The 21,144-nt window shown below is 71.3% G+C and carries 21 protein-coding genes and 1 riboswitch; of the genes, 8 read left to right on the forward strand and 13 right to left on the reverse strand.

The window, feature by feature from the left end; translation table 11 throughout:
- Positions 1 to 18: 18 nt before the first annotated feature.
- Positions 19 to 1,212, reverse strand: coding sequence for an amino acid deaminase/aldolase (locus H4W80_RS44945; protein WP_192790643.1), 1,194 nt, complete (start codon positions 1,210 to 1,212; stop codon positions 19 to 21).
- A gap of 136 nt (positions 1,213 to 1,348) precedes the next feature.
- Here H4W80_RS44945 and H4W80_RS44950 point away from each other — a divergent pair, with 136 nt between their 5' ends.
- Together H4W80_RS44950 and H4W80_RS44955 are read left to right on the forward strand one after the other, a co-directional pair.
- Positions 1,349 to 1,948, forward strand: a complete 600-nt coding sequence (locus H4W80_RS44950) for a DUF6286 domain-containing protein (RefSeq protein ID WP_192790644.1) — start codon at positions 1,349 to 1,351, stop codon at positions 1,946 to 1,948.
- A 93-nt stretch (positions 1,949 to 2,041) separates the two neighbouring features.
- A complete protein-coding gene (locus H4W80_RS44955; RefSeq protein ID WP_192790645.1) occupies positions 2,042 to 2,590 on the forward strand; it encodes a hypothetical protein in 549 nt (182 codons plus the stop codon).
- A 19-nt stretch (positions 2,591 to 2,609) separates the two neighbouring features.
- Here the strand turns inward: H4W80_RS44955 and H4W80_RS44960 are convergent, their stop codons facing one another.
- Genes H4W80_RS44960 through gcvT form a run of 3 tightly spaced genes read right to left on the reverse strand, consistent with a single transcriptional unit; the run spans position 2,610 to position 5,515 of the window.
- Positions 2,610 to 3,986 (reverse strand): L-serine ammonia-lyase, encoded by a 1,377-nt coding sequence (locus H4W80_RS44960; protein WP_192790646.1) that lies wholly within the window; start codon positions 3,984 to 3,986, stop codon positions 2,610 to 2,612.
- Positions 3,987 to 4,040: 54 nt separating this feature from the next.
- Complete coding sequence (gene gcvH / locus H4W80_RS44965; protein ID WP_192790647.1) at positions 4,041 to 4,430, reverse strand: glycine cleavage system protein GcvH; 390 nt, start codon at positions 4,428 to 4,430, stop codon at positions 4,041 to 4,043.
- Positions 4,427 to 5,515 (reverse strand): glycine cleavage system aminomethyltransferase GcvT, encoded by a 1,089-nt coding sequence (gene gcvT / locus H4W80_RS44970; RefSeq protein ID WP_192790648.1) that lies wholly within the window; start codon positions 5,513 to 5,515, stop codon positions 4,427 to 4,429. The genes gcvH and gcvT overlap by 4 nt, the downstream gene beginning before the upstream one ends.
- A gap of 132 nt (positions 5,516 to 5,647) precedes the next feature.
- A riboswitch (glycine riboswitch) is annotated at positions 5,648 to 5,745 on the reverse strand.
- Positions 5,746 to 5,839: 94 nt separating this feature from the next.
- Here gcvT and H4W80_RS44975 point away from each other — a divergent pair.
- Complete coding sequence (locus H4W80_RS44975) at positions 5,840 to 6,673, forward strand: hypothetical protein (protein WP_192790649.1); 834 nt, start codon at positions 5,840 to 5,842, stop codon at positions 6,671 to 6,673.
- A 6-nt stretch (positions 6,674 to 6,679) separates the two neighbouring features.
- Here H4W80_RS44975 and H4W80_RS44980 read toward each other — a convergent pair whose 3' ends face one another.
- From H4W80_RS44980 to H4W80_RS44995, 4 genes are read right to left on the reverse strand one after another with little or no spacing between them, the layout of a single operon-like run.
- Positions 6,680 to 7,369 carry a gamma-glutamyl-gamma-aminobutyrate hydrolase family protein gene (locus H4W80_RS44980; protein ID WP_192790650.1) on the reverse strand — a complete coding sequence of 230 codons (690 nt, stop codon included), beginning with the start codon at positions 7,367 to 7,369 and terminating at the stop codon, positions 6,680 to 6,682.
- 28 nt (positions 7,370 to 7,397) lie between these two features.
- Positions 7,398 to 8,162 carry a 3-oxoacyl-ACP reductase gene (locus H4W80_RS44985; protein ID WP_318787348.1) on the reverse strand — a complete coding sequence of 255 codons (765 nt, stop codon included), beginning with the start codon at positions 8,160 to 8,162 and terminating at the stop codon, positions 7,398 to 7,400.
- A gap of 2 nt (positions 8,163 to 8,164) precedes the next feature.
- Positions 8,165 to 9,508, reverse strand: coding sequence for an aldehyde dehydrogenase family protein (locus tag H4W80_RS44990; protein ID WP_192790651.1), 1,344 nt, complete (start codon positions 9,506 to 9,508; stop codon positions 8,165 to 8,167).
- 9 nt (positions 9,509 to 9,517) lie between these two features.
- Positions 9,518 to 10,888 carry a glutamine synthetase family protein gene (locus tag H4W80_RS44995; RefSeq protein ID WP_192790652.1) on the reverse strand — a complete coding sequence of 457 codons (1,371 nt, stop codon included), beginning with the start codon at positions 10,886 to 10,888 and terminating at the stop codon, positions 9,518 to 9,520.
- Positions 10,889 to 11,013: 125 nt separating this feature from the next.
- On the opposite strand from H4W80_RS44995, the gene H4W80_RS45000 reads away from it, so the two are divergent.
- Genes H4W80_RS45000 through H4W80_RS45015 form a run of 4 tightly spaced genes read left to right on the forward strand, consistent with a single transcriptional unit; the run spans position 11,014 to position 13,539 of the window.
- Positions 11,014 to 11,718 (forward strand): FadR/GntR family transcriptional regulator, encoded by a 705-nt coding sequence (locus tag H4W80_RS45000; protein WP_192794101.1) that lies wholly within the window; start codon positions 11,014 to 11,016, stop codon positions 11,716 to 11,718.
- A 46-nt stretch (positions 11,719 to 11,764) separates the two neighbouring features.
- Positions 11,765 to 12,520: a hypothetical protein gene (locus H4W80_RS45005; RefSeq protein ID WP_192790653.1), complete on the forward strand. Its 756-nt coding sequence runs from the start codon at positions 11,765 to 11,767 to the stop codon at positions 12,518 to 12,520.
- A gap of 3 nt (positions 12,521 to 12,523) precedes the next feature.
- A complete protein-coding gene (locus H4W80_RS45010; protein WP_192790654.1) occupies positions 12,524 to 12,847 on the forward strand; it encodes a hypothetical protein in 324 nt (107 codons plus the stop codon).
- Positions 12,847 to 13,539, forward strand: a complete 693-nt coding sequence (locus H4W80_RS45015; protein ID WP_192790655.1) for a nucleotidyl transferase AbiEii/AbiGii toxin family protein — start codon at positions 12,847 to 12,849, stop codon at positions 13,537 to 13,539. Before H4W80_RS45010 ends, H4W80_RS45015 begins: the two co-directional genes overlap by 1 nt.
- Here H4W80_RS45015 and H4W80_RS45020 read toward each other — a convergent pair.
- From H4W80_RS45020 to H4W80_RS45040, 5 genes are all read right to left on the reverse strand, one after another.
- Positions 13,506 to 14,306, reverse strand: coding sequence for an SGNH/GDSL hydrolase family protein (locus H4W80_RS45020; RefSeq protein ID WP_192790656.1), 801 nt, complete (start codon positions 14,304 to 14,306; stop codon positions 13,506 to 13,508). The two genes, H4W80_RS45015 and H4W80_RS45020, sit on opposite strands and share 34 nt — an antisense overlap.
- Entirely contained in the window at positions 14,303 to 14,878 is a 576-nt protein-coding gene (locus H4W80_RS45025; protein ID WP_192790657.1) for a PadR family transcriptional regulator, read from the reverse strand. Before H4W80_RS45025 ends, H4W80_RS45020 begins: the two co-directional genes overlap by 4 nt.
- A gap of 59 nt (positions 14,879 to 14,937) precedes the next feature.
- On the reverse strand, positions 14,938 to 16,467 hold the full coding sequence (locus H4W80_RS45030; RefSeq protein ID WP_225964004.1) for a nickel/cobalt transporter: 1,530 nt from the start codon (positions 16,465 to 16,467) through the stop codon (positions 14,938 to 14,940).
- Positions 16,464 to 17,663 (reverse strand): tetratricopeptide repeat protein, encoded by a 1,200-nt coding sequence (locus tag H4W80_RS45035; protein WP_192790658.1) that lies wholly within the window; start codon positions 17,661 to 17,663, stop codon positions 16,464 to 16,466. Before H4W80_RS45035 ends, H4W80_RS45030 begins: the two co-directional genes overlap by 4 nt.
- Positions 17,664 to 17,818: 155 nt before the next feature.
- Positions 17,819 to 19,195: a DUF4331 domain-containing protein gene (locus tag H4W80_RS45040; protein ID WP_192790659.1), complete on the reverse strand. Its 1,377-nt coding sequence runs from the start codon at positions 19,193 to 19,195 to the stop codon at positions 17,819 to 17,821.
- 230 nt (positions 19,196 to 19,425) lie between these two features.
- Between H4W80_RS45040 and H4W80_RS45045 the strand changes: the two genes are divergently transcribed.
- Entirely contained in the window at positions 19,426 to 21,132 is a 1,707-nt protein-coding gene (locus tag H4W80_RS45045) for an ABC transporter ATP-binding protein (protein WP_318787349.1), read from the forward strand.
- Positions 21,133 to 21,144 lie beyond the last annotated feature (12 nt).

Genomic DNA, 21,144 nt, shown 5'->3' on the forward strand with positions numbered 1-21,144 from the left:
GGGGCTGGCCGGGGGCGGTCAGAGGAAGGTCCGGCCCTCGCCCCGGTACGTGGGCACCGACTCCACCAGAGTGTCGCCGTCGATGAGGTGGAGCGCGTCGAAGCGCTCGCACATCTCGCCCGCCTTGGCGTGCCTGAACCACACCCGGTCCCCGATCCGCAGGTCCTGGGCCGCCTGGCCGAGCAGCGGGGTCTGCACCTCGCCCGCCCCCTCGTCCGGGGCGTAGCGCAGCCCGGCCGGCAGGTACGGCTGGGGCAGGCGGCTCCGGTCCGGCGTGCCCGAGGCCAGATAGCCGCCGCCGAGCACGGTCACGGTGTCCACGCTCGGGCGGCGCACCACCGGCAGCGCGAAGAGCGCGGCGGGGTGCCCGGTGAAGCGGCGGTAGAAGTCGAACAGCCTCGGGTGGAAGAAGCCGGATCCGGCCGCCACCTCCGTGATGGCCTTCTCGCGCACGGTGCGCTCGACGGACCCGGTGCCGCCGCCGTTGACGAACTCCAGGTCGGTGACCTGGCGGACGGCGTTCACGATGCGGCCGCGCCTGATGATGAGGTCCCTGGCGGAGCGGGCCTGCATGAGGCGGACGGCGCGGGTGTAGGCGGCGTTCGCGGGCGGGGCGTCGCCGACCCCGGCGATCTGGGCCTCGTACGCCATCAGCCCGGCCACCCGGAACCCGGGGCGCTTGGCGACGGCGGCGGCCAGGTCGGCGGCCCCTTCGGGCTCGCGGATCGGCGAGCGGAGCACCCCAGCCCGAAATTTCCCGCCAAAGGCGATATATCCGGCGTCGATGTCGATGCAGGTCCGGATCTCGGCCCGGGGGCTCACCCCCGCCACGGCCGCCTCAGCGAAGTCCAGGTGGGCGGTCGAGTCGATGGTCACGGTGATCTGCCTGGCCGCGTTCTCGTCCCCGGCCAGCTCGGCCAGCGCCTGCCGGTCGGCCGTCGGGTAGGCCACCAGGATGTCGGTGAACCCGTGGGAGGCCAGCCACAGCGCCTCGGGGAGCGTGAAGGCCATGATGCCGTGGAAGCCGTCCATGGCCAGGATGCGTTCGAGCACGGCGCGGCTGCGCACCGACTTGCTGGCCACCCGGATCGGCTTGCCCGCCGCCCGCCGTACGAGGTCCGCCGCGTTGGCCCGCATGGCCGCCAGATCGAGGATCGCGAACGGCGGCTCGAGGGCCGCTGTGGCGCGGTCATAGCGCTGGCGGTCGTCCATATGGGCAGCGTAACGGCATATCAGGCAAATGAATATGAGTGTTGTTCACCTTGTTGGCCGCCCCGTAATGTTCGGGCAAACGGGCGGCGGGGGCGCGGTTCCGGCCACGCGGGATCCGTGTACGTGTGTCGTTGTGATGACCACGCTTCAGCAGACAGTCACCGGCGCCGCGGTCCCCGCCCGGCACACCGGGCTGCGCCGGGCGAGCAGGGCGCTCAGGCCGGCCCGAACCCTCCCTGGAGCCCTCGTCGCGCTCACGCTGGCCGCCGGGCTGGGGGCGACGGCGGCCGAGATCGTGTCAGGGCTGCTCGGCCACCGGCTCGGCTGGGTCCCCGTGAACAAGCTGGTCGAGCTCGCGGGCAGGACCACCTGGCCAGAGCTGTTCACCGCCGCCGCGGCCATGGTGGGCGCGGGCACGATGATGCTGCTGCTGGCGATCGTGCCCGGCCAGTCGAGCCTGGTGCCGGTGGAGACGTCGGACCCGCGGATCGTCATCGGCATCACCCGCTCGGGCCTGCGCCGCACGCTCCGCGCGGCCGCCCAGCAGGTGCCGGGGGTGGACCGGGCCCGGGTACGGCTGCGCAGGAGCACCATCGAGGTCACCGTCATGACGGGGACGGAGAGCTCCGGCGCGATGCTCAGGCAGGTCGGCACGGCGGTGGGAGACCGGCTGGCGGGCGTGGGCACGCTGGGCACGGGCGAGGTCGTGGTCCGGCTGCGCAGAAAGGGAGCCTGATGCCCGAACCCACCGAGACGCTCCGGCCGCGCAGAGAGGCGGCGTGATGCCCGACGGCACCGAGACGCTCCGGCCGCGCGGAAAGGCGGCGTGATGCCCGAACGTACGGACGCGCAACGGACGCCCCCTCGCGCCAAGGGGGCCGCGATGCGGCAGTACGCGGGCAACCGCGTCGGCCTGGCCATCGTGGGCGGCACGCTGCTGGGCCTGGGCGTGTACGCCTGGCTCCGCGGCCACGGCCGCTTCTTCGACCTGCCCGCCACCGCCAAGGTCCTCCCGGCCCAGACCCGCCGGGTCCTCGCCGACGAGCCCTGGCCCCTGTGGGTGCTGGCCCTGAGCTTCCTGCTCCTGTCGCTGGTCTCGCTCCGCTGGCTCCTGCTCAGCCTCGGCTGGGGCCGCCGCGGCGCCCGCAACGGCACGGGCACCGCGATGCTCTTCGTCGGGCTGAAGGGCGTGGAAGGGCTGGGCCGGTCGGCGGTGCGGGTCACCGAGAACGGCCTGCGCGTCACCCTGACCTGCCCGTCCACCGCGGACGTGGGCGCGGTGGTGAGCAAGCTGGACCACGACATCGTCGGCAGGATCCGCCGCGAGGTCAGCGACGACGACGCCGGCACCGTCGTCCGCCTGCACGTTCGACGCTGACCCGGCCGTCAGGGCGAGGTCAGCACTCGATCACATTGACGGCCAGGCCGCCGCGTGAGGTCTCCTTGTACTTGTCCAGCATGTCCCGCCCGGTGTCCCGCATCGTCTTGATGGCACGATCCAGCGGCACGAAGTGGCGGCCGTCGCCGCGCAGGGCGATCCGGGCGGCCGTGATGGCCTTGTTGGAGGCCACCGCGTTCCGCTCGATGCACGGGATCTGGACCAGGCCGCCGATCGGGTCGCAGGTCAGGCCCAGGTTGTGTTCGATGCCGATCTCGGCCGCGTTCTCGACCTGCTCGGGCGTGCCGCCGAGGGCCTCCGTGAGGCCGGCCGAGGCCATCGAGCAGGCGGAGCCGACCTCGCCCTGGCAGCCCACCTCGGCGCCCGAGATCGAGGCGTTCTCCTTGAACAGCACGCCGATCGCGCCCGCCGTCAGCAGGAAGCGGACCACGCCCTCCTCGTCCGCGTGCGGGACGAAGCGGGTGTAGTACGTCAGCACGGCCGGGATGATGCCGGCCGCGCCGTTGGTGGGGGCGGTGACGATGCGGCCCCCGGCGGCGTTCTCCTCGTTGACCGCCAGCGCGAACAGCGCGACCCAGTCCATGGCCTGCAGCGGGTCCTTCTCCGCCGGCTCCGACTGCAGGCGGCGGTGGAGCTGGTTGGCGCGGCGCTTGACCTTGAGGCCGCCGGGCAGGACGCCCTCCTTGGAGATGCCCCGGCGCACGCACTCCGACATGACCGCCCAGAGCCGCAGCAGGCCCGAGCGGATCTCCTCCTCGGTGCGGCCGAACGCCTTCTCGTTCTCCAGCATCAGCGCCGAGATCGACAGGCCCGTGTTGGAGCAGTGCTTGAGCAGCTCCTCGCCCGTCGTGAAGGGGTAGGGCAGGACGGTGTCGTCCGGCTTGATGCGATCGGCGCCCGTGGCCTTCTCGTCCACGACGAAGCCGCCGCCCACCGAGAAGTAGACCTTCTCCCGCAGCTTCTCGCCGTCGGCGTCGTACGCGGTGAAGCGCATGCCGTTCGGGTGCTCCGGCAGCGAGATCTTGCGCTCGAAGACGAGGTGCTCGCCCACGACGAAGCGGATCTCGTGCGTCCCGTACAGCTTGACCGTGCCCGACTCGCGCATCTCGGCCAGGCGGCCGTCAATGGAGTCGACGTCGACCAGCTCGGGCTTCTCGCCGGACAGGCCGAGCAGGACCGCCTTGTCGCTGCCGTGGCCCTTGCCGGTCAGGCCGAGCGAGCCGTACAGGATGGCCTCGACCCGCGCGACCCCGGAGAGCAGGCCGTCGTCGTGCAGCCCGCGGGCGAACTTGTGCGCGGCCGCCATCGGGCCTCCCGTGTGGGAGCTCGACGGGCCGATGCCGATCTTGAAGAGGTCGAAGACGCTGATCGCCATGGATGGCGCCCTTCATGCTGGGGCCGGGGCCCCGCGTAGGGCCCCGGCAAAAGGTCAGGAATCGCCTGAGGTGAGCGCCTTGTACTCCTCGGCGGTGAGCACGTCCTCGGCGTCGCCCTCGACACGCACCCGGAACATCCAACCGTCGCCGTACGGGTCACTGTTGACCAGGCTCGGGTCGTCGACCACGGCCTGGTTCACCTCGACGACCTCACCCCCGACGGGGGTGTAGATGTCGCTCACCGACTTGGTCGACTCCACCTCGCCGACGGATTCGCCCGGCTCGACGCTCGCGCCGACTTCGGGGAGCTGCACAAAGACGACGTCACCAAGAGATTCGGCGGCGAAGGCCGTGACGCCGATGGTCACGGTGAGGCCGTCGTCGAGGCCGGCCACCCACTCGTGCTCCTTGGTGTAGCTCAGCTCGTCAGGGATGTTGCTCACTTGTTGTTCCTCCTGTAGAAGGGCAGCTCTACCAGGTCCATAGGTTCATGGCTGCCCCGGATGTCCACGGCCAGGCCTGCATCGGCGCCGGTGTCCACGTAGGCCATCGCGATGGGCCTGCCCAGGCTCTGGGAGGGCGCACCGCTGGTGACCTCGCCGACGACGGCGCCGTCTTTGGTGACCGGGTAGCCGTGACGCGGCACCCGGCGTCCCCGCGCGACCAGGCCGACGAGCCGGCGCCGGGGCTGGCCGTCCTTGACCGCCTCGAGCGCCGACCGGCCGACGAAGTCGCCCGGCTTGTCGAATTTCACCACTCTGCCCAGCCCCGCGTCGAACGGGGTCAGCTCGACGCCCAGCTCGTTGCCGTAGAGCGGCATGCCGGCCTCCAGCCTGAGGGTGTCGCGGCTGGACAGGCCGGCGGGCTTGAGGCCGTACGGCTCGCCCGCCGCCATGAGCGCGTGCCAGAGCGGCACCGCGTCCTGGTTGGCGACGAACAGCTCGAACCCGTCCTCGCCGGTGTAGCCGGTGCGGGCGATGAGCGCCTGCCGCCCGTCGACCAGGTCGGGCAGGCCCGCGTAGTACTTGAGCCCGTCGAGGTCGGCGTCGGTGAGGGTGGCGAGGATCTCCTGGGACCGGGGTCCCTGTACGGCGATCAGCGCGTACTGGTCCGACCGGTCCTCGACCAGCACGTCGTACGCTTTCGACCGCTCAATCAGCTCTTTTGCCACTTTTTCGTAGTTCGAGGCGTTTGCCACGACCATGAACTCGTCGTCGTCGAGCCGGTAGACGATGAGGTCGTCGAGGACCCCGCCCCGCTCGTTGACGATCATGGTGTATCTGGCCCGCCCGGTCGCCAGCGCCGACAGGTGGCCGACCAGCGCGTAGTCGAGCGCCTGCCCGGCCTGCGGCCCGGTCAGGAAGATCTCGCCCATGTGGGAGAGGTCGAACAGCCCGGCCGCCTGGCGAACGGCGTTGTGCTCCGCGGACTCGCTCCCGTACCGGAGCGGCATGAGCCACCCGGCGAAGTCGGTGAGCGTGGCGCCGAGGCTCTCGTGAACGTCGCGTAGCGGTGTTGATCGGGACATTTGTCGCACCTCTGGACAGGGTTGGATGCCAGGATCCTCCCCCTCTGTCATCGATGCCTGAGAGCTTCGCCCGAGTTTTGCCGGACTTTCACCTTCGGCGAGGCCCCGCGGGCCTGCTTTCCAGAGGTCACCATGAGCCGCGCGGTCCTTTGCCTTGAGAGGTTTGCGGGGAGGGCTTGCTCCTTCAGGGACCCTGACCGGCTGTCAGGGCGCTCTCCCGCACGGTTTCGCCGGTGATGCTCGTCAGCCTAGTGCCGCGATGGGGTTGTTGTCGCGTTCTGATCGCTCATGAACCACTCCGGGGGGTGGTGACGTCGTAAGGATATGAATCGGCGAACGGCGGCATTCGGCCTGCTGACCACCCTGGCCCTGGCGGGCTGCGGCGCATCGGAGGCCGCGTCCCCGACCCGTTACGAGGCCGGCGGGACGGTGCTCGAAGGCGGCGGGCACGGGCCGCAGCTGTGCATGATGGTCATGGAGTCGTCGCCACCCCAGTGCAGCGGTCTGGACATCGCCGGCTGGGACTGGAACAAAGTGGATCACGAGTCGCAGGGCGGCGTGAAGTGGGGCGAGTACCACGTCGTGGGCACCTGGGACGGCACCAGGCTGACGCTCACCGAGCCGCCGGGCGCCCCCGCCAAGGCGGCGGCCCCCGCGCACGAGGAGGACCTCACCAGCCCGTGCCCGGCGCCGGAGGGCGGCTGGCGGCCGGTCGATCCCGCCAAGGCCACGCAGCGGGCGCTGGACGAGGCGATGGCGCGGGCCGGCACGGCCCAGGAGTTCGCGGGCGCCTGGCTCGACCAGAGCTACATGAAGGGGCTCCCCGCGGAGTCGCCGGAGGCGAGCGACCCGCGGCGGCTGGTGCTCAACCTGAAGTTCACCGGCGACCTGTCCGGCCGCGAGGCGTGGATCCGCGAGGTGTGGGGCGGCGCGCTCTGCGTCAGCGGGGCGGCGCGCAGCCAGAGCGAGCTGGAGGCGATCCAGCGGCAGGTCGAGGCCGAGCTGGGCGACCGTCTCGTCTCGGCCTCCTCCAGCGTGCGGGGCAACCAGGTGACCGCGCAGGTCTGGGTGGCCACCGACGAGCTGCGCCGCGACCTGGAGGCCAGGCACGGCGCCGGAGCCGTGGTGCTGGACGGCGTGCTCAGACCGGCGGGGTGAGAGCGTTCAGCAGGCTGACACGAGCGCCTCGAAGAGGGCGCCGTCCTCGGCCGCCTCGGGGTGCCACTGCACGGCCACGGCGAAGGGGGCCGAGTCCAGCTCGACCGCCTCGATGGTGCCGTCGCCGGCGGTGGCGGTGACCGTGAGGCCGGGCGCGAGCCGGTCGACGGCCTGGTGGTGGTAGTGGGGGACGGTCACGGGCTCCGTGCCCAGCGCCTTGGCCAGGCGGCTGCCGGGGACGGGCGTGACGGGCAGCGGGCCGAACCGGCCGGGGGCGGGGGAGTGGCCGGTGTGCCCCACGACGTCGGGCAGGTGCTGGTGGAGGCTGCCGCCGAGGGCGACGTTGAGGACCTGGAGGCCGCGGCAGACGCCGAGGTACGGCAGGCCGGCGTCGAGGGCCGCCGCGACCAGCCCAAACTCCGCCTCATCCCGAAATTTGCGGATATAGCCGGTTTGATCCCCCGGCTCCTGCCCGTACCGGGCCGGGTCGACGTCCCCGCCACCGGCCAGGACCAGGCCGTCCAGGCGGCCGACGACCTGCGCGGGCTCGCCGGCCGGCGGCAGCACGACCGGCTGCCCGCCGGCGCGTACGACCTGCTCCACGTACATGTACGGCAGGAGCGCCACGGTCATGTCCCAGACCGTGAACTTCGCCGGCTCCACGTACGACGTGATGCCGATGACGGGACGCTGCACGATATGACCCCCGAGAACCAGACCAGAGCTAGAGCGGCGTGACGTAGGCGCCGGAGATGCCCCCGTCCACCAGGAACTCACTACCCGTGATGAACGACGCGTCGTCGCTGGCCAGGAACGCCACCGCCGCCGCGATCTCCGACGCCTCGGCGAAGCGCCCGACGGGGATGTGCACCAGCCGCCGCTGCGCCCGCTCCGGGTCCTTGGCGAACAGCTCCTGCAGCAGCGGCGTGTTCACCGGCCCGGGGCACAGCGCGTTCACCCTGATGCCCTCCCGGGCGAACTGCACGCCCAGCTCGCGCGACATCGCCAGCACGCCGCCCTTGGACGCGGTGTACGAGATCTGCGAGGTCGCCGACCCCATGACGGCCACGAACGACGCGGTGTTGATGATCGAGCCCTTGCCCTGCTGTCGCATGTACGGGATGGCGTGCTTGCAGCAGAGGTAGACGCTGGTCAGGTTCACCTCCTGGACCCGGCGCCAGGCGTCGATGCCGGTCTCCAGGATCGAGTCGTCGTCGGGCGGCGAGATGCCGGCGTTGTTGAAGGCGATGTCCACGCTGCCGTAGGTGTCGAAGGCGGTCCGGAACATCCTGACGACGTCGTCCTCGACGGTGACGTCGGCCTTGACGAAGAGGCCGCCGACCTCGTTCGCGGCCTTGACGCCGGCCTCCTCGTCGACGTCCACGCAGACGACCTTGGCGCCCTCCTCGGCGAACCTGCGTGCCGTGGCCAGCCCGATGCCGCTGCCCGCGCCGGTGATGACGGCCACCCGATCCTGCAAACGCTGCACTTTCACTCCCAGGAGATGAAGACGTTCTTGGTCTCGGTGAAGGCCGCCAGGGCGTCAGGGCCGAGCTCCCTGCCGAGACCGGACTGCTTGAAGCCCCCGAAGGGGGTCCAGTAGCGGACCGACGAGTGCGAGTTGACCGAGAGCGCGCCCGACTCGACGGCCCTGGCCACGCGGAGCGCCCGCCCGACGTCGCGGGTCCAGATGGAGCCGCTCAGGCCGTACGGGGTGTCGTTGGCGATGCGTACGGCCTCGGCCTCGTCCTCGAAGCGCACCACGGACACGACGGGCCCGAAGATCTCCTCGGTGAAGGCCGGGTCGGTGAGCTCCGGCGTCAGCACCGTCGGGGGGAACCAGTAGCCCCTGCCCTCGGGGCAGGATCCCTGAAGGTAGGGGGTGCCCTGGACGAAACCGCGCACCCGGTCGAGGTGTTCGGCGCTGATCAGCGGGCCCATCTCGGTGCCCTCGTCGAGCGGGTCGCCGACCTTGACGCCCCGCACGGCCGCCGCCAGGCGCTCCATGAACTCGTCGTACACCTCGGCCTGGACGAGCAGGCGGGAGCGGGCGCAGCAGTCCTGTCCCGAGTTGTCGAAGACCGCGTACGGCGCCGTACTCGCGGCCTTGCCGAGATCCGCGTCGGCGAAGACGATGTTGGCGGACTTGCCGCCCAGCTCCAGCGTGATCCGCTTGACCTGCCGCGCCGCCTTGGCGGCGATCTCCTTGCCCACCTCGGTCGAGCCGGTGAACACGATCTTCGCCACGTCCGGGTGCTCGACGAGCCGGGCCCCCGCGACCTCCCCTGCCCCAGGCAGCACCTGGAGCACCCCCTCGGGGAGGCCCGCGGCGAGGGCCAGCTCCGCCAGCCTCAGCGCGGTCAGCGGGGTCCATTCGGCCGGCTTGACGATCACCGTGTTGCCGGCCGCGAGCGCCGGGGCCACGCCCCAGGTCATGATCACCATGGGGAAGTTCCACGGCACGATGACGCCGACGACGCCCAGCGGCTCCTGGAACGTGAGGTCCACGCCGCCCGGCACCGGGATCTGCCTGCCGTGGTTGCGCTCGGGCGCGCCGGCGTAGAAGTGCAGCACGTCGCGTACGTTGCCGGCCTCCCAACGGGCGTTCCCGATCGGGTGCCCGGCGTTGGCCAGCTCCAGCCGCGCCAGCTCCTCGCCGTGCTCGTCCACCAGGTCGGCGAACCTGCGCAGCAGCCGCGCCCGGTCCCCGGGCGACACCTCGCGCCAGGTCGCGTACGCGTTCCTGGCACGCTCCACCGCCCGGTCCACCTCGGCGGCGTCGGCCAGTTCGACGTCGGCGAGGACGTCCTCCGTCGCCGGATCAACGATCTTCATGTGCTTCTTTCACATCCGCTCGAAACCACGGAACAGCTCCCAATCCGTCACCGCCGCGTCGAACGCGGCCAGCTCCACGCGCGCGTTGTTGGCATAGTGCTCGACCACGTCCTCGCCGAACGTCTCGCGGGCCAGCTTCGACCCCTCGAACAGCGCCAGCGCGTCCCGCAGCGTGTGGGGCACGCTCTCGGCGCCGGAGTCGTAGGCGTTGCCCTCGAACGCGCCCTCCAGCGGCAGCTCGTTGTCGATGCCGTGCAGCCCGGCCGCGATCAGCGCGGAGACCGCGAGGTAGGGGTTGACGTCGCCGCCCGGCACCCGGTTCTCCACGCGCAGCGACGGGCCGTGGCCGACGAGCCGGAGCGAGCAGGTGCGGTTGTCCACGCCCCACTTGACGGCCGTGGGCGCGAAGCTGCCGGGGACGTAGCGCTTGTAGGAGTTGATGTTGGGGGCGTACAGGAGGGTGAGCTCGCGCAGGCAGGCGAGCTGCCCGGCGATGAAGTGGGCGCCGAGCGGGGAGAGCCCGTGCGGCCCGTCGCCCGCCATCACCGGATCCCCGTCGCCGCCGCGCAGCGAGATGTGGATGTGGCAGGAGTTGCCCTCGCGCTGGTTGGGCTTGGCCATGAAGGTGATCGACTTGCCCTCCTGGGCGGCGATCTCCTTCGCGCCGTTCTTGTAGATGACGTGGTGGTCGCAGGTCCTGAGCGCCTCGTCGTAGCGGAAGGTGATCTCGTGCTGGCCCAGGTTGCACTCGCCCTTGGCGGACTCGACGTAGAGGCCGGCGCCCTCCATGTTCCGGCGGATCCGCCGCAGCAGCGGCTCGATGCGGGCGGTGCCGAGCAGCGAATAGTCCACGTTGTAGAGGTTGGACGGTGACATGTCCCGGTAGCCGCGCTTCCAGGCGTCCTCGTAGCTGTCGTCGTAGACGATGAACTCCAGCTCGGTGCCCACGTACGCGGCCAGCCCCCGCTCGGCGAGGCGAGTGAGCTGCCTGCGCAGGATCTGCCGGGGCGAGGCGGTCACGTCGCCGCCGCCCTCCCAGGCGAGGTCGGCCATCAGCATGGCGGTCCCCTCGTGCCAGGGCACCCTGCGCAGCGTCGCGAGGTCCGGCTTCATCACGAAGTCGCCGTAGCCGCGCTCCCAGGACGACATCGCGTAGCCGCCGACGGTGTTCATGTCCACGTCTACGGCGAGCAGGTAGTTGCACCCCTCGGAGCCGTGGTGCAGCACCTCTTCGAGGAAATAGCGGGCGGACAGCCTCTTGCCCTGCAGCCTGCCCTGCATGTCGGCGATGGCGAGGAGCACGGTGTCGATGCGCCCGAGCGCGACCTCGTCGCGCAGCTCGCTGACGGAAAGGAATCCGGTGCCCGATCTCTCGCTCACGCTGTCCCCGCTCCGATCTGGCCAGAGGCGCTTTCCCGTTGATTGGGCTAGTCTTAGACCATTGATGTGTATGGCGGGATCCGTTGTCAAGACCTGAGGACACGTTGGACGAGTCGGCGCGGTTGATGACGGTGTTGCGCCCGGTGCGGGCCGGCAACGCCTTCGAGGAGACGGTGGAACGGCTGCTCCAGGCCATCAAGCTCGGTGTGGTCCCGCCCGGCGACAAGCTCCCTCCCGAGCGCGAGCTGGCCGTACGGCTCGGCATCAGCCGGGTCACCCTGCGCGAGGCGATCCGCGCGCTGTCCGACGCGGGCTACCTCGACGTGCGGAGGGGCCGCTACGGGGGAGCCTTCGTCACGTACGTTCCCCCTCAACCCGACGCGGGCGACCTGCGGCAGGTCGTGGCGGAGATGGGCGGCGACGACCTGTCGGACGCGCTCACGTTCCGCCTGGCGGTGGAGTGCGGGGCGGCCCAGGTGCTGGCCACGTCCGGCCTCGCGGCCGACAGGCGCGAGCTGCTCCTGCGCCGGCTGTCGGAGCTGAACGAGGCCCCCATCGAGGACTACCGCCGCCTCGACACGGCCTTCCACCTGTCCATCGCCGAGCTGACCGGCTCGACCCTGCTCGCCACGGCGTGCGCCGACGCCCGCTCGCGGGTGAGCGACCTGCTGAACGCGATCCCCATGCTCCAGGTCAACCTGGACCACGCCGCCATCCAGCACCAGGCCATCGTGGACGCCATCCTGGCCGGCGACCCGGACGGGGCCCGCCGGGCGGTCACCGAACACCTGGAGGGCACAGCAGCCCTTTTGCGGGCCTTTCTCGCTTGACGGTCTAGAAGGTGCAGGGGCCCTCGTACCATCTCTTTCTAGAGTCATGGGGAACTGGTTCGAGCACAACATCGTCGCCACAGGACGGCTGCCGCTGTTCTGTTATTTCGTCACGCTCATCGTGGCGTTCATCGCCACGCGCATCAACGTCCGCCTGATCAGGGCGAAGGTCGGCTGGTTCCGCAACCTGAACGTGGGCGAGATGCACATCCACCACGTCGTGTTCGGCGTCGTGCTGATGCTGGTCGGCGGGGTCAGCGGGCTCATCGTGTCCTCCGCCTCGCAGGTCGGCTACGCCGTCGCGGCCTGCGTCTTCGGCATCGGGTCCGCGCTCGTGCTGGACGAGTTCGCGCTGATCCTGCACCTGCACGACGTCTACTGGGAGGAGGAGGGGCGCACCTCGGTGGACGCGGTCTTCATCGCGATCGCCGTCACGGGCCTGCTCCTCATCGGCCTGCGCCCTCTGACCTGGGACTACGGCACCCTGGTCAACCCCGGCGCGCTCATCGTGGCCAACCTGGTGCTCGCCGTCGTCACCCTGCTCAAGGGCAAAATCTGGACAGGGATGGCCGGCCTGTTCGTGCCGCCGATGCTGGTGGTGGGCGCGCTGCGGCTGGCCCGGCCCGGCTCCCCGTGGGCCCGCTGGTTCTTCGCCCAGCGCTCGCCGCGCAAGATGGCCAAGGCCATCCACCGTGAGGAGCGGTGGCGGCGGCCCGCGATCAGGGCCAAGATCGCCTTCCAGGAGTTCCTCTCAGGGCGTCACGATCTCCCTTCCACGCGGCGCGGACGTTGGCATACTTGAGCCATGGCACTTCCTTCGATCTACGAAGGGCTCGAAGAGAAGGTCCCCGACTCCCTGGATGACCTTCACGGCCCGGCCGAGGGCGTCGTCGCGCTGCCGATGCATCTGGCGTGGTCGGGGCTGACGGAGTTCGACCTGTCCAACTTCAAGCTGCGCCTGTCGATGTACAAGATCGTGATCACCGCCGGTCGGCGAGCCGATTACGAGGCATACCTCAACGCGGATCACCTCGTCACCGACTGGCCGTTGCTGCGGAAGGGGCTCGGGCGCGGCTACCGGCAGGCCTGGGAGAAGAAGCTCGCGTTGGCGCGGGAGATTCCCGCCTGATGCGCTTTCCCCCCTTCCAGGAGCGGCTGCTCCAGGGGGTCCTGCCTGTCTGCGATCGCTACGGCCTGGTGCTCGCAGGCGGATATGCGATCAAGGCGCACGGCTTCACCGACCGGCCCAGCAAGGACCTCGACTTCGCCACGGCGCAGGAGACGCCGCTGCCCGAAGTGGCCGACGGCGTCGTTGGAGCGTTCCGGAGCGCCGGGCTCAGCGCGCGGATCATCGAGGTGACGCCTCGGATGGGACGCCTGATGATCGAGGACGCGGCGACCGGTGAGACCTGCGAATTCGACCTCTTACGCGAGGCGTTGCAGGAGCGGCCGACCACCCACGGCCTGCTGAAGGTGCTCGGCCTGGAAGACGCGGTCGGGCTCAAGATGCGAGCGCTGCACGAGCGCAGCTACGCGCGCGACGTCATCGACATCGCCGCCGTGAGCCATCTCTACGCCTTCCGCGCGCTCGAAAGCCTCGCCAGGGTGCACCACGACGAGTTCTCGCTCTATGAGCTGGCCTCGCGGCTGGAGGCCGTCGACTTCATGGACGACGAGGAGTTCGAGCGCTACGGCGTCGGCGAGGCGCGGATCAAGGAGATCCGATGCTTCGCGCTGGACTGGCTGGAGGACATCAAGCTGCGGCGGGCGGATGACGGGGACATCGATTACGACGACCCGGATCTGCCGGACATCGACTGATCCCCGCTGATCACCGGGGTGAGCAGCGGGCGTTTGGCGGTGCGGCCGTCGCCGGAGGAGCGGCCGCGGAGGCGGCGGCCGATCCACGGGCCGGCGAAGGCGGCCAGCCAGCGCACCTCCGCCGACGCCGCCCGCCAGGCGCCCGGGGCGGGCAGCGGCGTCAGGGGCGCCATCCACGTGTCGTCGCTGCCGGGCAGGTCCAGGGCGTGTGCGACGGCGGCGGCGAAGCGGGTGTGCCCGGCCGGGCTCGCGTGCAGCCGGTCGGCGCTCCACATCCGGGCGTCCGTGAAGTCGAGCGGGAACGTGTCCAGCAGCGTGACCCCCGGGCGGGCGGCGGCCTCGCGGATGCGGGCGTTGAAGTCGAGCAGCCTGGGCCGCAGCGGGCGGGCCATCGGCGCGATCCTGGCGATGTCGGGGAAGGTCATGGTGACCACGTGCGCGCCCGAGGCGGTCAGCTGGTCGATCATGTCCGCCACGATGCCCGCCACCCTGGCGGCGTCGAAGCCGGGGCGGATGATGTCGTTCATGCCCGCCATGACCGTGACCAGGTCGGGCCGTAACGCCAGGGCGGCGGGCAGCTGCTCGGCCCGGATCTCGGCCGCCTGGCGGCCGCGGACCGCGAGGTTGGCGTAGAGCAGGCCGGGGTCGGCGGCGGCCAGGTGCTCGGCGAGGCGGTCGGCCCAGCCGCGGTGGCCGGTGACGTCGTCGCCGTCGCCGAGGCCCTCGGTCTGGCTGTCGCCGAGGGCGACGTAACGCAGGTAGGTCATGACTTCGTCCTCTCCGCGCGGGCCGCGCGGTCGGTCAGGGTCCGGGCGGTCTCCAGGCACCAGTCGCGCATCTCGCGTTCCAGGCGGCAGCCGGCCAGGCAGGACAGGTAGGGGCCGACGTGCTCGCCCCGGCGCAGGAACGTCTCCTCGTCCTGGTCGCCGCGCAGGCGCAGGAGGGTCTGCTCGAAGAAGGCGAGCTTGACCGCGGCCTCCTCGGCCCGTTCCCGGAGCTGCTCGATCACGGGCCCCGGGTCGACGTGGTCCACGGCGTGTACTTTGACGGCGAGGTCGTCGCGGATGAGCAGGGGCTTGGGCGGGGTCGCGGCGAAGGCGGCCAGCTCGGCGGCCCCGGCCTCGGTGACCGTGAACACCCGCTTGTTGGGCCGGCCCGTCTGGACGACCTCCCGGCCCGCGATCAGCCCGTGGGCCTCCAGCTTGGTCAGCTCCGCGTAGAGCTGCTGGGGGGCGGCGTACCAGAAGTTGGAGACGCCGACGTCGAAGATCTTGGTGAGCTGGTAGCCGCTGTATTCGCCGCCGAGCAGGGCCGCCAGCACGGCATGCCTCAGAGCCATGAATAGTCATGTCCATGAGTAGTCATGGACATGACTATAGAGGCGGAGGCGTGCGGACGCTAGAGGGTGGCCACCGAGCGGAGGGCCAGGCCCGCGCCGAGCAGCACCACCATCGCGGCCGTGCCCACCGGGGCCAGGCCCGAGAGCCTGGCGGCCAGGCGACGACCGGCCGAGGCGCGCTGTTCCAGGCGGTCCACCAGCTTGACCAGCAGGAGGCCGGTGGCGGTGAGGGTGGCGGCCATGCCGATGCCGTACGCGGTCACCAGCGCCACGCCGAACCAGGTGCGGCCGAGCGCGATGGCGCCGAGGAGCACGACGAGGGCCGACGGGCTGGGGACGAGCCCGCCCGCGACGCCGAGACCCACCAGCCCTGCCCGCTTTGTCCCCTCCTCGCCGCCGTGACCGTGCCCGTGCCCATGACCGTGCCCATGACCGTGCCCGTGACCGTGCCCGTGACCGTGGCCGTGCGGGGAGGTGTCGCGGCGGGCGTTCAGGAGGAGGCGGAAGCCGATGACGGCGATCAGCGCGCCGCTGGCCACCCCCAGCCACGCCAGCACGGACTCGCCCGCCAGCGCCGTGAACGCGCTCAGCAGCAGCCCCACCACCAGCACCCCGACCGTGTGCGTGGCCGTCACCGTCGCGCCCACCACGAGCGCGTCGCGCGGGCGCCCGCGCCGCCCGGCCAGGTACGCGGCCATGATGGTCTTGCCGTGCCCGGGGATCAGCGCGTGCCCGGCGCCCAGCACCACGGCCAGCCCGACCGCCAGCAGCCCGAGCGGGAGCGTCAGCGAGTCGGAGCCGATCAGCCCGGCGAACGTCCGGTCCAGGGCGGCCAGCGCGTCCCCGATCGGCCCGCCGGCGCCGATCCCGCCGGCGCCGATCCCGCCGGCGCCGATCCCGCCGGACCCGATCCCGCCGGACCCGGTGCCGCCGGACCCGGTGCCGCCGGGCGCGCCGGAGCCGTCCTGGCCGGGCAGGCCCGCGCCGGGCGTGACGGTGATCGTCGCGGTGCGCTGGTCGAGCGGATCGGCCAGCAGGTCCTCGGGGTAGGCGTGCAGCTCCTTGCTCACGCTCACCGGCGGCACCGACGAGCGGACCAGGCGCACCCCGTCGCCCACCGCCGTGATCTCCCGCCAGCCGATCCTGTCCTGCTCGAACCCGTCGGCGAACTCCACGGCCCCCGAGACCCGGACTTCGGCCACGAGCCGGCAGGTCAGGCGGCTGGTCTGGAGCCCCCCTTGGCCGGGGGCGTAGGCGAAGCCGGAGCCGGCCACCCGCCACGGCACCTCCGTGCCCGCCACCGTGAGCCGCTGGGCGGCGGCCAGGGCGCCGCAGCGGCGGGCCGCGTACGAGGCGTCCACCTGCGGCTCGGCCTGCAGCGTGGGCAGTTCGGCCGCGTCCACGACGGCGAGGTTGCGCACGTCGGAGGGCGAGATCCGCAGCCCGTTGTAGTGGTTGACGGTGAAGTTGCCCAGCGGGTGCATCGCCACGGGCGCCGCCTTGGCCGCGGCGACGAGGACGACGCTCAGGCCCGTCGACAGCACCAGCCCCATCGCGACGGACAGCAGGCCGAGCCGGATGACTCTCATGAGAACCTCGCCAGTGCGGACAATGTCGGGTCGAAGCCGGCGTCCACCTTGACGGACCGGCCCAGCGCCTGCTCGATCTTGGCGCGGTGATACTTCAGCAGCGGGTTCCGCCAGCCGGTCGCCGTGGCCTTCTCGGCGTACGGGAGCGCCTCGGCCGGCTTGCCCGCCTTGAACAGGGCCCAGGCGAGGGCGTCGGCGGCGACCAGGTTCGGGTTGCGCGCGTACTCGGCCCTGGCGTGCTCGACCGCCCGCGCCGGGTCCCCGTGGTCGGCCTCGAACTCGGCCCAGGTCAGGTCGTCACGCACGCCCGCGGCCCGGAACAGCTCGCGCTGCGCCCTCAGCAGGGTCCAGTCGGCGGGCCGGCCCGCCTTGATCCGGGTCTCGCCCTGCTCGATCAGGTATTGGGGGAGCGGGAGGCGTTCGACGACGCTCTGGTAGAGGCCCAGCGCCTCGGTCAGCCGGCCGCTCAGCGCGGCGGTCCTGGCCTGGCCCGCGAGCGCCGGGGTGTAGCCGGGGTAGGCCTGCAGGGCCTTGGCGTACCAGCCGGCCGCCGTGGCCAGGTCGCCGGAGTGCAGGGCCAGCTCGCCCAGGTAGTAGCGGGCGTAGGCGAGGTCGGCCGGCTGCCACGCGTCGTTCTCCGCCATTTCGAGGTATTCGCGGGCTTTGGCCGTGTCGCCGCGCAGCTCGGCCGCGTACGAGGCGCGGGCGAAGGCCGCGACTCCCGGGCGCAGGCCCAGCATCTCGTCCACGGCCCGCCGCGCCCCGCGCAGGTCCCCGAGCTGGGTCCGCGCGTCGGCCAGCACGCCGTAGGCCGGGGCGCCGTACGGGTTGACGTCGATCGCGCGCTCGGCCAGCCGCACCGCCTCGGCGAACTCGTGGCGCCCGGCGGCCAGCGCCGCCTGGCCGGTGAGCACCGCGTCGTCCTCGGCCTTGAGCCTGGCGGCGGTGGCGATCGCGCCCTCCGCCTTGGTGTAGTACGACGGGTCGCCGGTGGTCCTGGCCTGGTCGACGTACTGGGAGGCGAGCTGGGCCCAGCCGCGGTAGTCGCCCGGCAGGCGCTTGAGCCGATCCTGCAGCGTCTCGGTGAACGGCTTGTCCGCCACCGGCCCCGGCGCGGGCGCCGCCGAGAACGACAGGATCGTGAAGGTCATGGCCCCGATGAGGGCAAGCCCGGCGAAGATCACGAAGGCACGCATGTCCAAGGCTCCAGGGTGCTGGGGGAGTCGGCCGGCCGGCCGTGACGGGGGGCACGGCCGGCCGGCCTCAGGTGGGCGGCAGACGGTGGGAGACGGGTGTCTGCCGCCGGGGGGCTGACCGGCCCGCTTGGAGAGGGAGCGGGCCGGTCGGGGAGTCAGCGCTGGTTCACCGCGACGTTGCCGGGCAGCGGGATGTACGGGAACGCCTGGAGGATCGGCTTGTCGTTCCTGTCCACCTTGTCCGTCAGCCCGGGCACGAGCTTGCCGGTCACCGCGGCGCCCGCCACGGCCTGCAGCGCGATGTCCACGACGTCGTCGGAGAGCCGGCGGCCGTTCGGGAACCCCTGCAGGTCGCCGGCCAGCACGCCGAGGCGGTTCGGGTCCTTCGCGGGCGGGATGGCCATGTTCAGCCGCAGCATCTCGGCGGGGCGCAGCTTGCCCGCGTCCTTGTTGAGCACCTGCGAGTTCAGGTCGGCCTTGATCGGGCCGTTCTGCTTGGCGATGCCGGTCAGGAAGATCTCGACCAGGTCGTCGCGCGGGGTCGCGGGGGCCTTGATGCCGTAGATGGCCTCCAGCAGCCTGGCCACCTCGGGGTCGGTGACCCGCTTGACCAGCGGCGCCACGTCGGCGTCCCGCTCCGGGGGCAGGGCGTTGAAGGCGTCCTTGAGCCCGGCGGGCGATACGACCTCGTTCACCAGCGGGTTGCACAGGCGCGAGACCTGCACGTACCTGCTGCCGTTGAACTTGTCGGTGGTCGAGCAGACGCCGATCACCGGGTTGCGCCTGACGTCGCCCTTGAGCGCCAGCTCGGAGGAGGGCACCTGGAGGGCCACGCTGTTCACGTTGTAGCCCCTGGTGGTGTCCTGGCCGACCTCGGACAGGTTGCCGCCGTAGAGCAGGTCGAACACGCGCAGGTCCAGGAAGAACGCCTCGTCCGCCTGGCCGGCGAACGTCTTGCCGCCGCCGGGCAGGCTCTTGACGGACTGGGCGCGCAGGGTGCCGTAGTCGGGCATCGAGGCCGGACCGACGTTGCTCGGCGCCACGATGCCGTCGTGGACCAGTGTCCGGACGCCGCTGTGGGTGATCCTCCTGAGCGTGTAGCGCTGGCGGAAGAGCAGGTTCGGGTCGTCGAGCGAGGTGACGGGGCCGTTGTTGTAGAGGAACGTGGTGTTGCCGCGCTTGTCCTCGTTGCGGAACGTCCACTCGTACGTGATGTCGGGCCTGGCGTCGCCGTCGTTGTCGATCTTTATGTTGTAGCGGGACTTCGTGGCGAACGGGTAGAAGTTCGGGCCGCCGTGGGGCTCCTCGAACGGGATCCAGTTGGCCAGCAGGGTCACCGTGTCGGCCTTGTCGGGGCTCACGAACGCGTACACGTCCGTGTTGTCGTGCTGGGGGTCGCCCGCGATCATGGGGGCCTCGCGGTGCGAGGAAGCGATGCCGGAGTCGGTGCGGAGCACGGCCAACGACGACGCGGCGACAGCTGCGGCGAGGCCAAGTCCGACGAGAGCGCGCCGGTTGATCCGGAGCTCCATTTTCGGTCCTTTCGGAAGGGCTGATCGTTTTACTGCGAGGTTCCGGCCGGGTTCCTCGACGCCCTATTCGTCCGCCGGACGCTTCCGGATGTCGGCTCCTCCTCAAGAATGAGGGTCAACGAAAGTTGACATACTTAGGTCGTCAATTTAGGTTGACCCTGTCGAAGCGGTGCGGATCGCGCGGTCCCGTTCGTTGGAGCAAGTCGAGACATGTCGTGGAAGGAGATGTGGTGGTCAAGGAGTTGCTCTCCCACGTCCGCCCGCACCGGAAGATCCTGATCCTGGGCGGGTTATTGGGCTTGATCGGCTCGGCGGCGGGCCTCGCCATGCCGTTGCTGGCCAAATACGTCGTGGACGCGTTCGGCGAGACCGGCTCGATGGCCGGGCCGTTGCTGGGGCTGACCGCGGCGGTGCTGATCGGCGCGGTCGTGTCGGCCGCCGGAAGCTATCTGATGGAGCGCACGGGCGAGGGCATCGTGCTCGGCGCCCGGCGCAAGCTCGTGGACCGGATGCTGCGCCTCAAGGTCGCCGACGTGGACCGGCTCAAGCCCGGCGACCTGCTGTCGCGGGTGACGGGTGACACGACCTTGCTGCGGGCGGTGCTGACCAACGGGATCGTCGAGTCCGTCAGCGCCACGTTCATGCTGGTCGGGGCCATCATCATGATGGCGACCATGGACGGCGTGCTGCTGCTGGTCACGCTGCTCGTGGTGGTGGTGATCGGCGGGCTCGTCGCGCTGATCATGCCGAGGATCCAGCGGGCGCAGACCCACGCCCAGGAGGCCGTGGGCGAGATGGGGGCCGTGCTGGACCGGGCGCTGCAGGCGTACCGGACCGTCAAGGCCAGCGGCGCGGAGGAGCGGGAGATCGCGGTGGTCGGCGACGCGGCGGTGCGCGCCCGCGACCGGGGGCTGCAGGTCGCCGGGTGGACGTCGCTCGCGGGAGTGGCGACGTGGATGGCGGTGCAGATCGCGTTCCTCGCCGTGCTGGCCGTCGGCGGGGCCAGGGTCGCGTCGGGCACGCTGGAGGTGTCGTCGCTGATCGCGTTCCTGCTCTACCTGTTCTACCTGGTGCCGCCGATCGGGCAGCTCGTCCAGGGCGGCGTCCAGCTCCAGCAGGGGCTGGCCGCGATGAAGCGGATCAAGGAGATCGAGGACCTGCCCGCCGAGCCGGTCGGCGCCGCCGTCGCGGGGACCGCCGAGCCGGTCGGGGTGAGGTTCCAGGACGTGGTCTTCAAGTACGGCGACGACCGGCCGACCGTGCACGACGGGGTCACCTTCGAGGTGCCGCCCGGCGGGCTGACCGCGCTGGTGGGGCCGTCGGGCGCGGGCAAGTCGACGGTGTTCGCGCTGATCGAGCGCTTCTACGACCACCAGAAGGGGCTCATCGCCGTCGGCGGGCGCGACATCCGCGACTGGCCGCTGGGCGAGCTGCGCGCCGCCCTCGGGTACGTCGAGCAGGACGCCCCCGTGCTGGCCGGCACCCTCAGGGAGAACCTGCTCTTCGCCGCCCAGGACGCCACCGAGGACGAGCTGCGCCGGGCCGTCGCCCGTACCAGGCTCGACGACCTGGTGGACAGGCTGCCCGAAGGGCTGGAGACGCCGGTCGGGCACCGCGGCGTGCTGCTGTCGGGCGGCGAGCGCCAGCGCGTCGCCATCGCCAGGGCGCTGCTGCGCAAGCCCCGGCTGCTGCTGCTCGACGAGGCCACCTCCCAGCTCGACGCGGTCAACGAGCTGCGGCTGCGCGAGGTCATCGCCGAGGTGGCCACGGAGACGACCGTGCTGGTGATCGCCCACCGGCTGTCCACCGTGACGAACGCGGACCGGATCGTGGTCATGGAAGGGGGCGGCGTACGGGCGGTCGGGACGCACGAATCGCTGGTCGGGGAGGACGAGCTCTACAGGGAGCTGGCCGCCACCCAGTTCCTCGTCAGTTAATCCATGTAGGCG

It is taken from the genome of Nonomuraea angiospora (genome assembly GCF_014873145.1).
Taxonomy (GTDB): domain Bacteria; phylum Actinomycetota; class Actinomycetes; order Streptosporangiales; family Streptosporangiaceae; genus Nonomuraea; species Nonomuraea angiospora.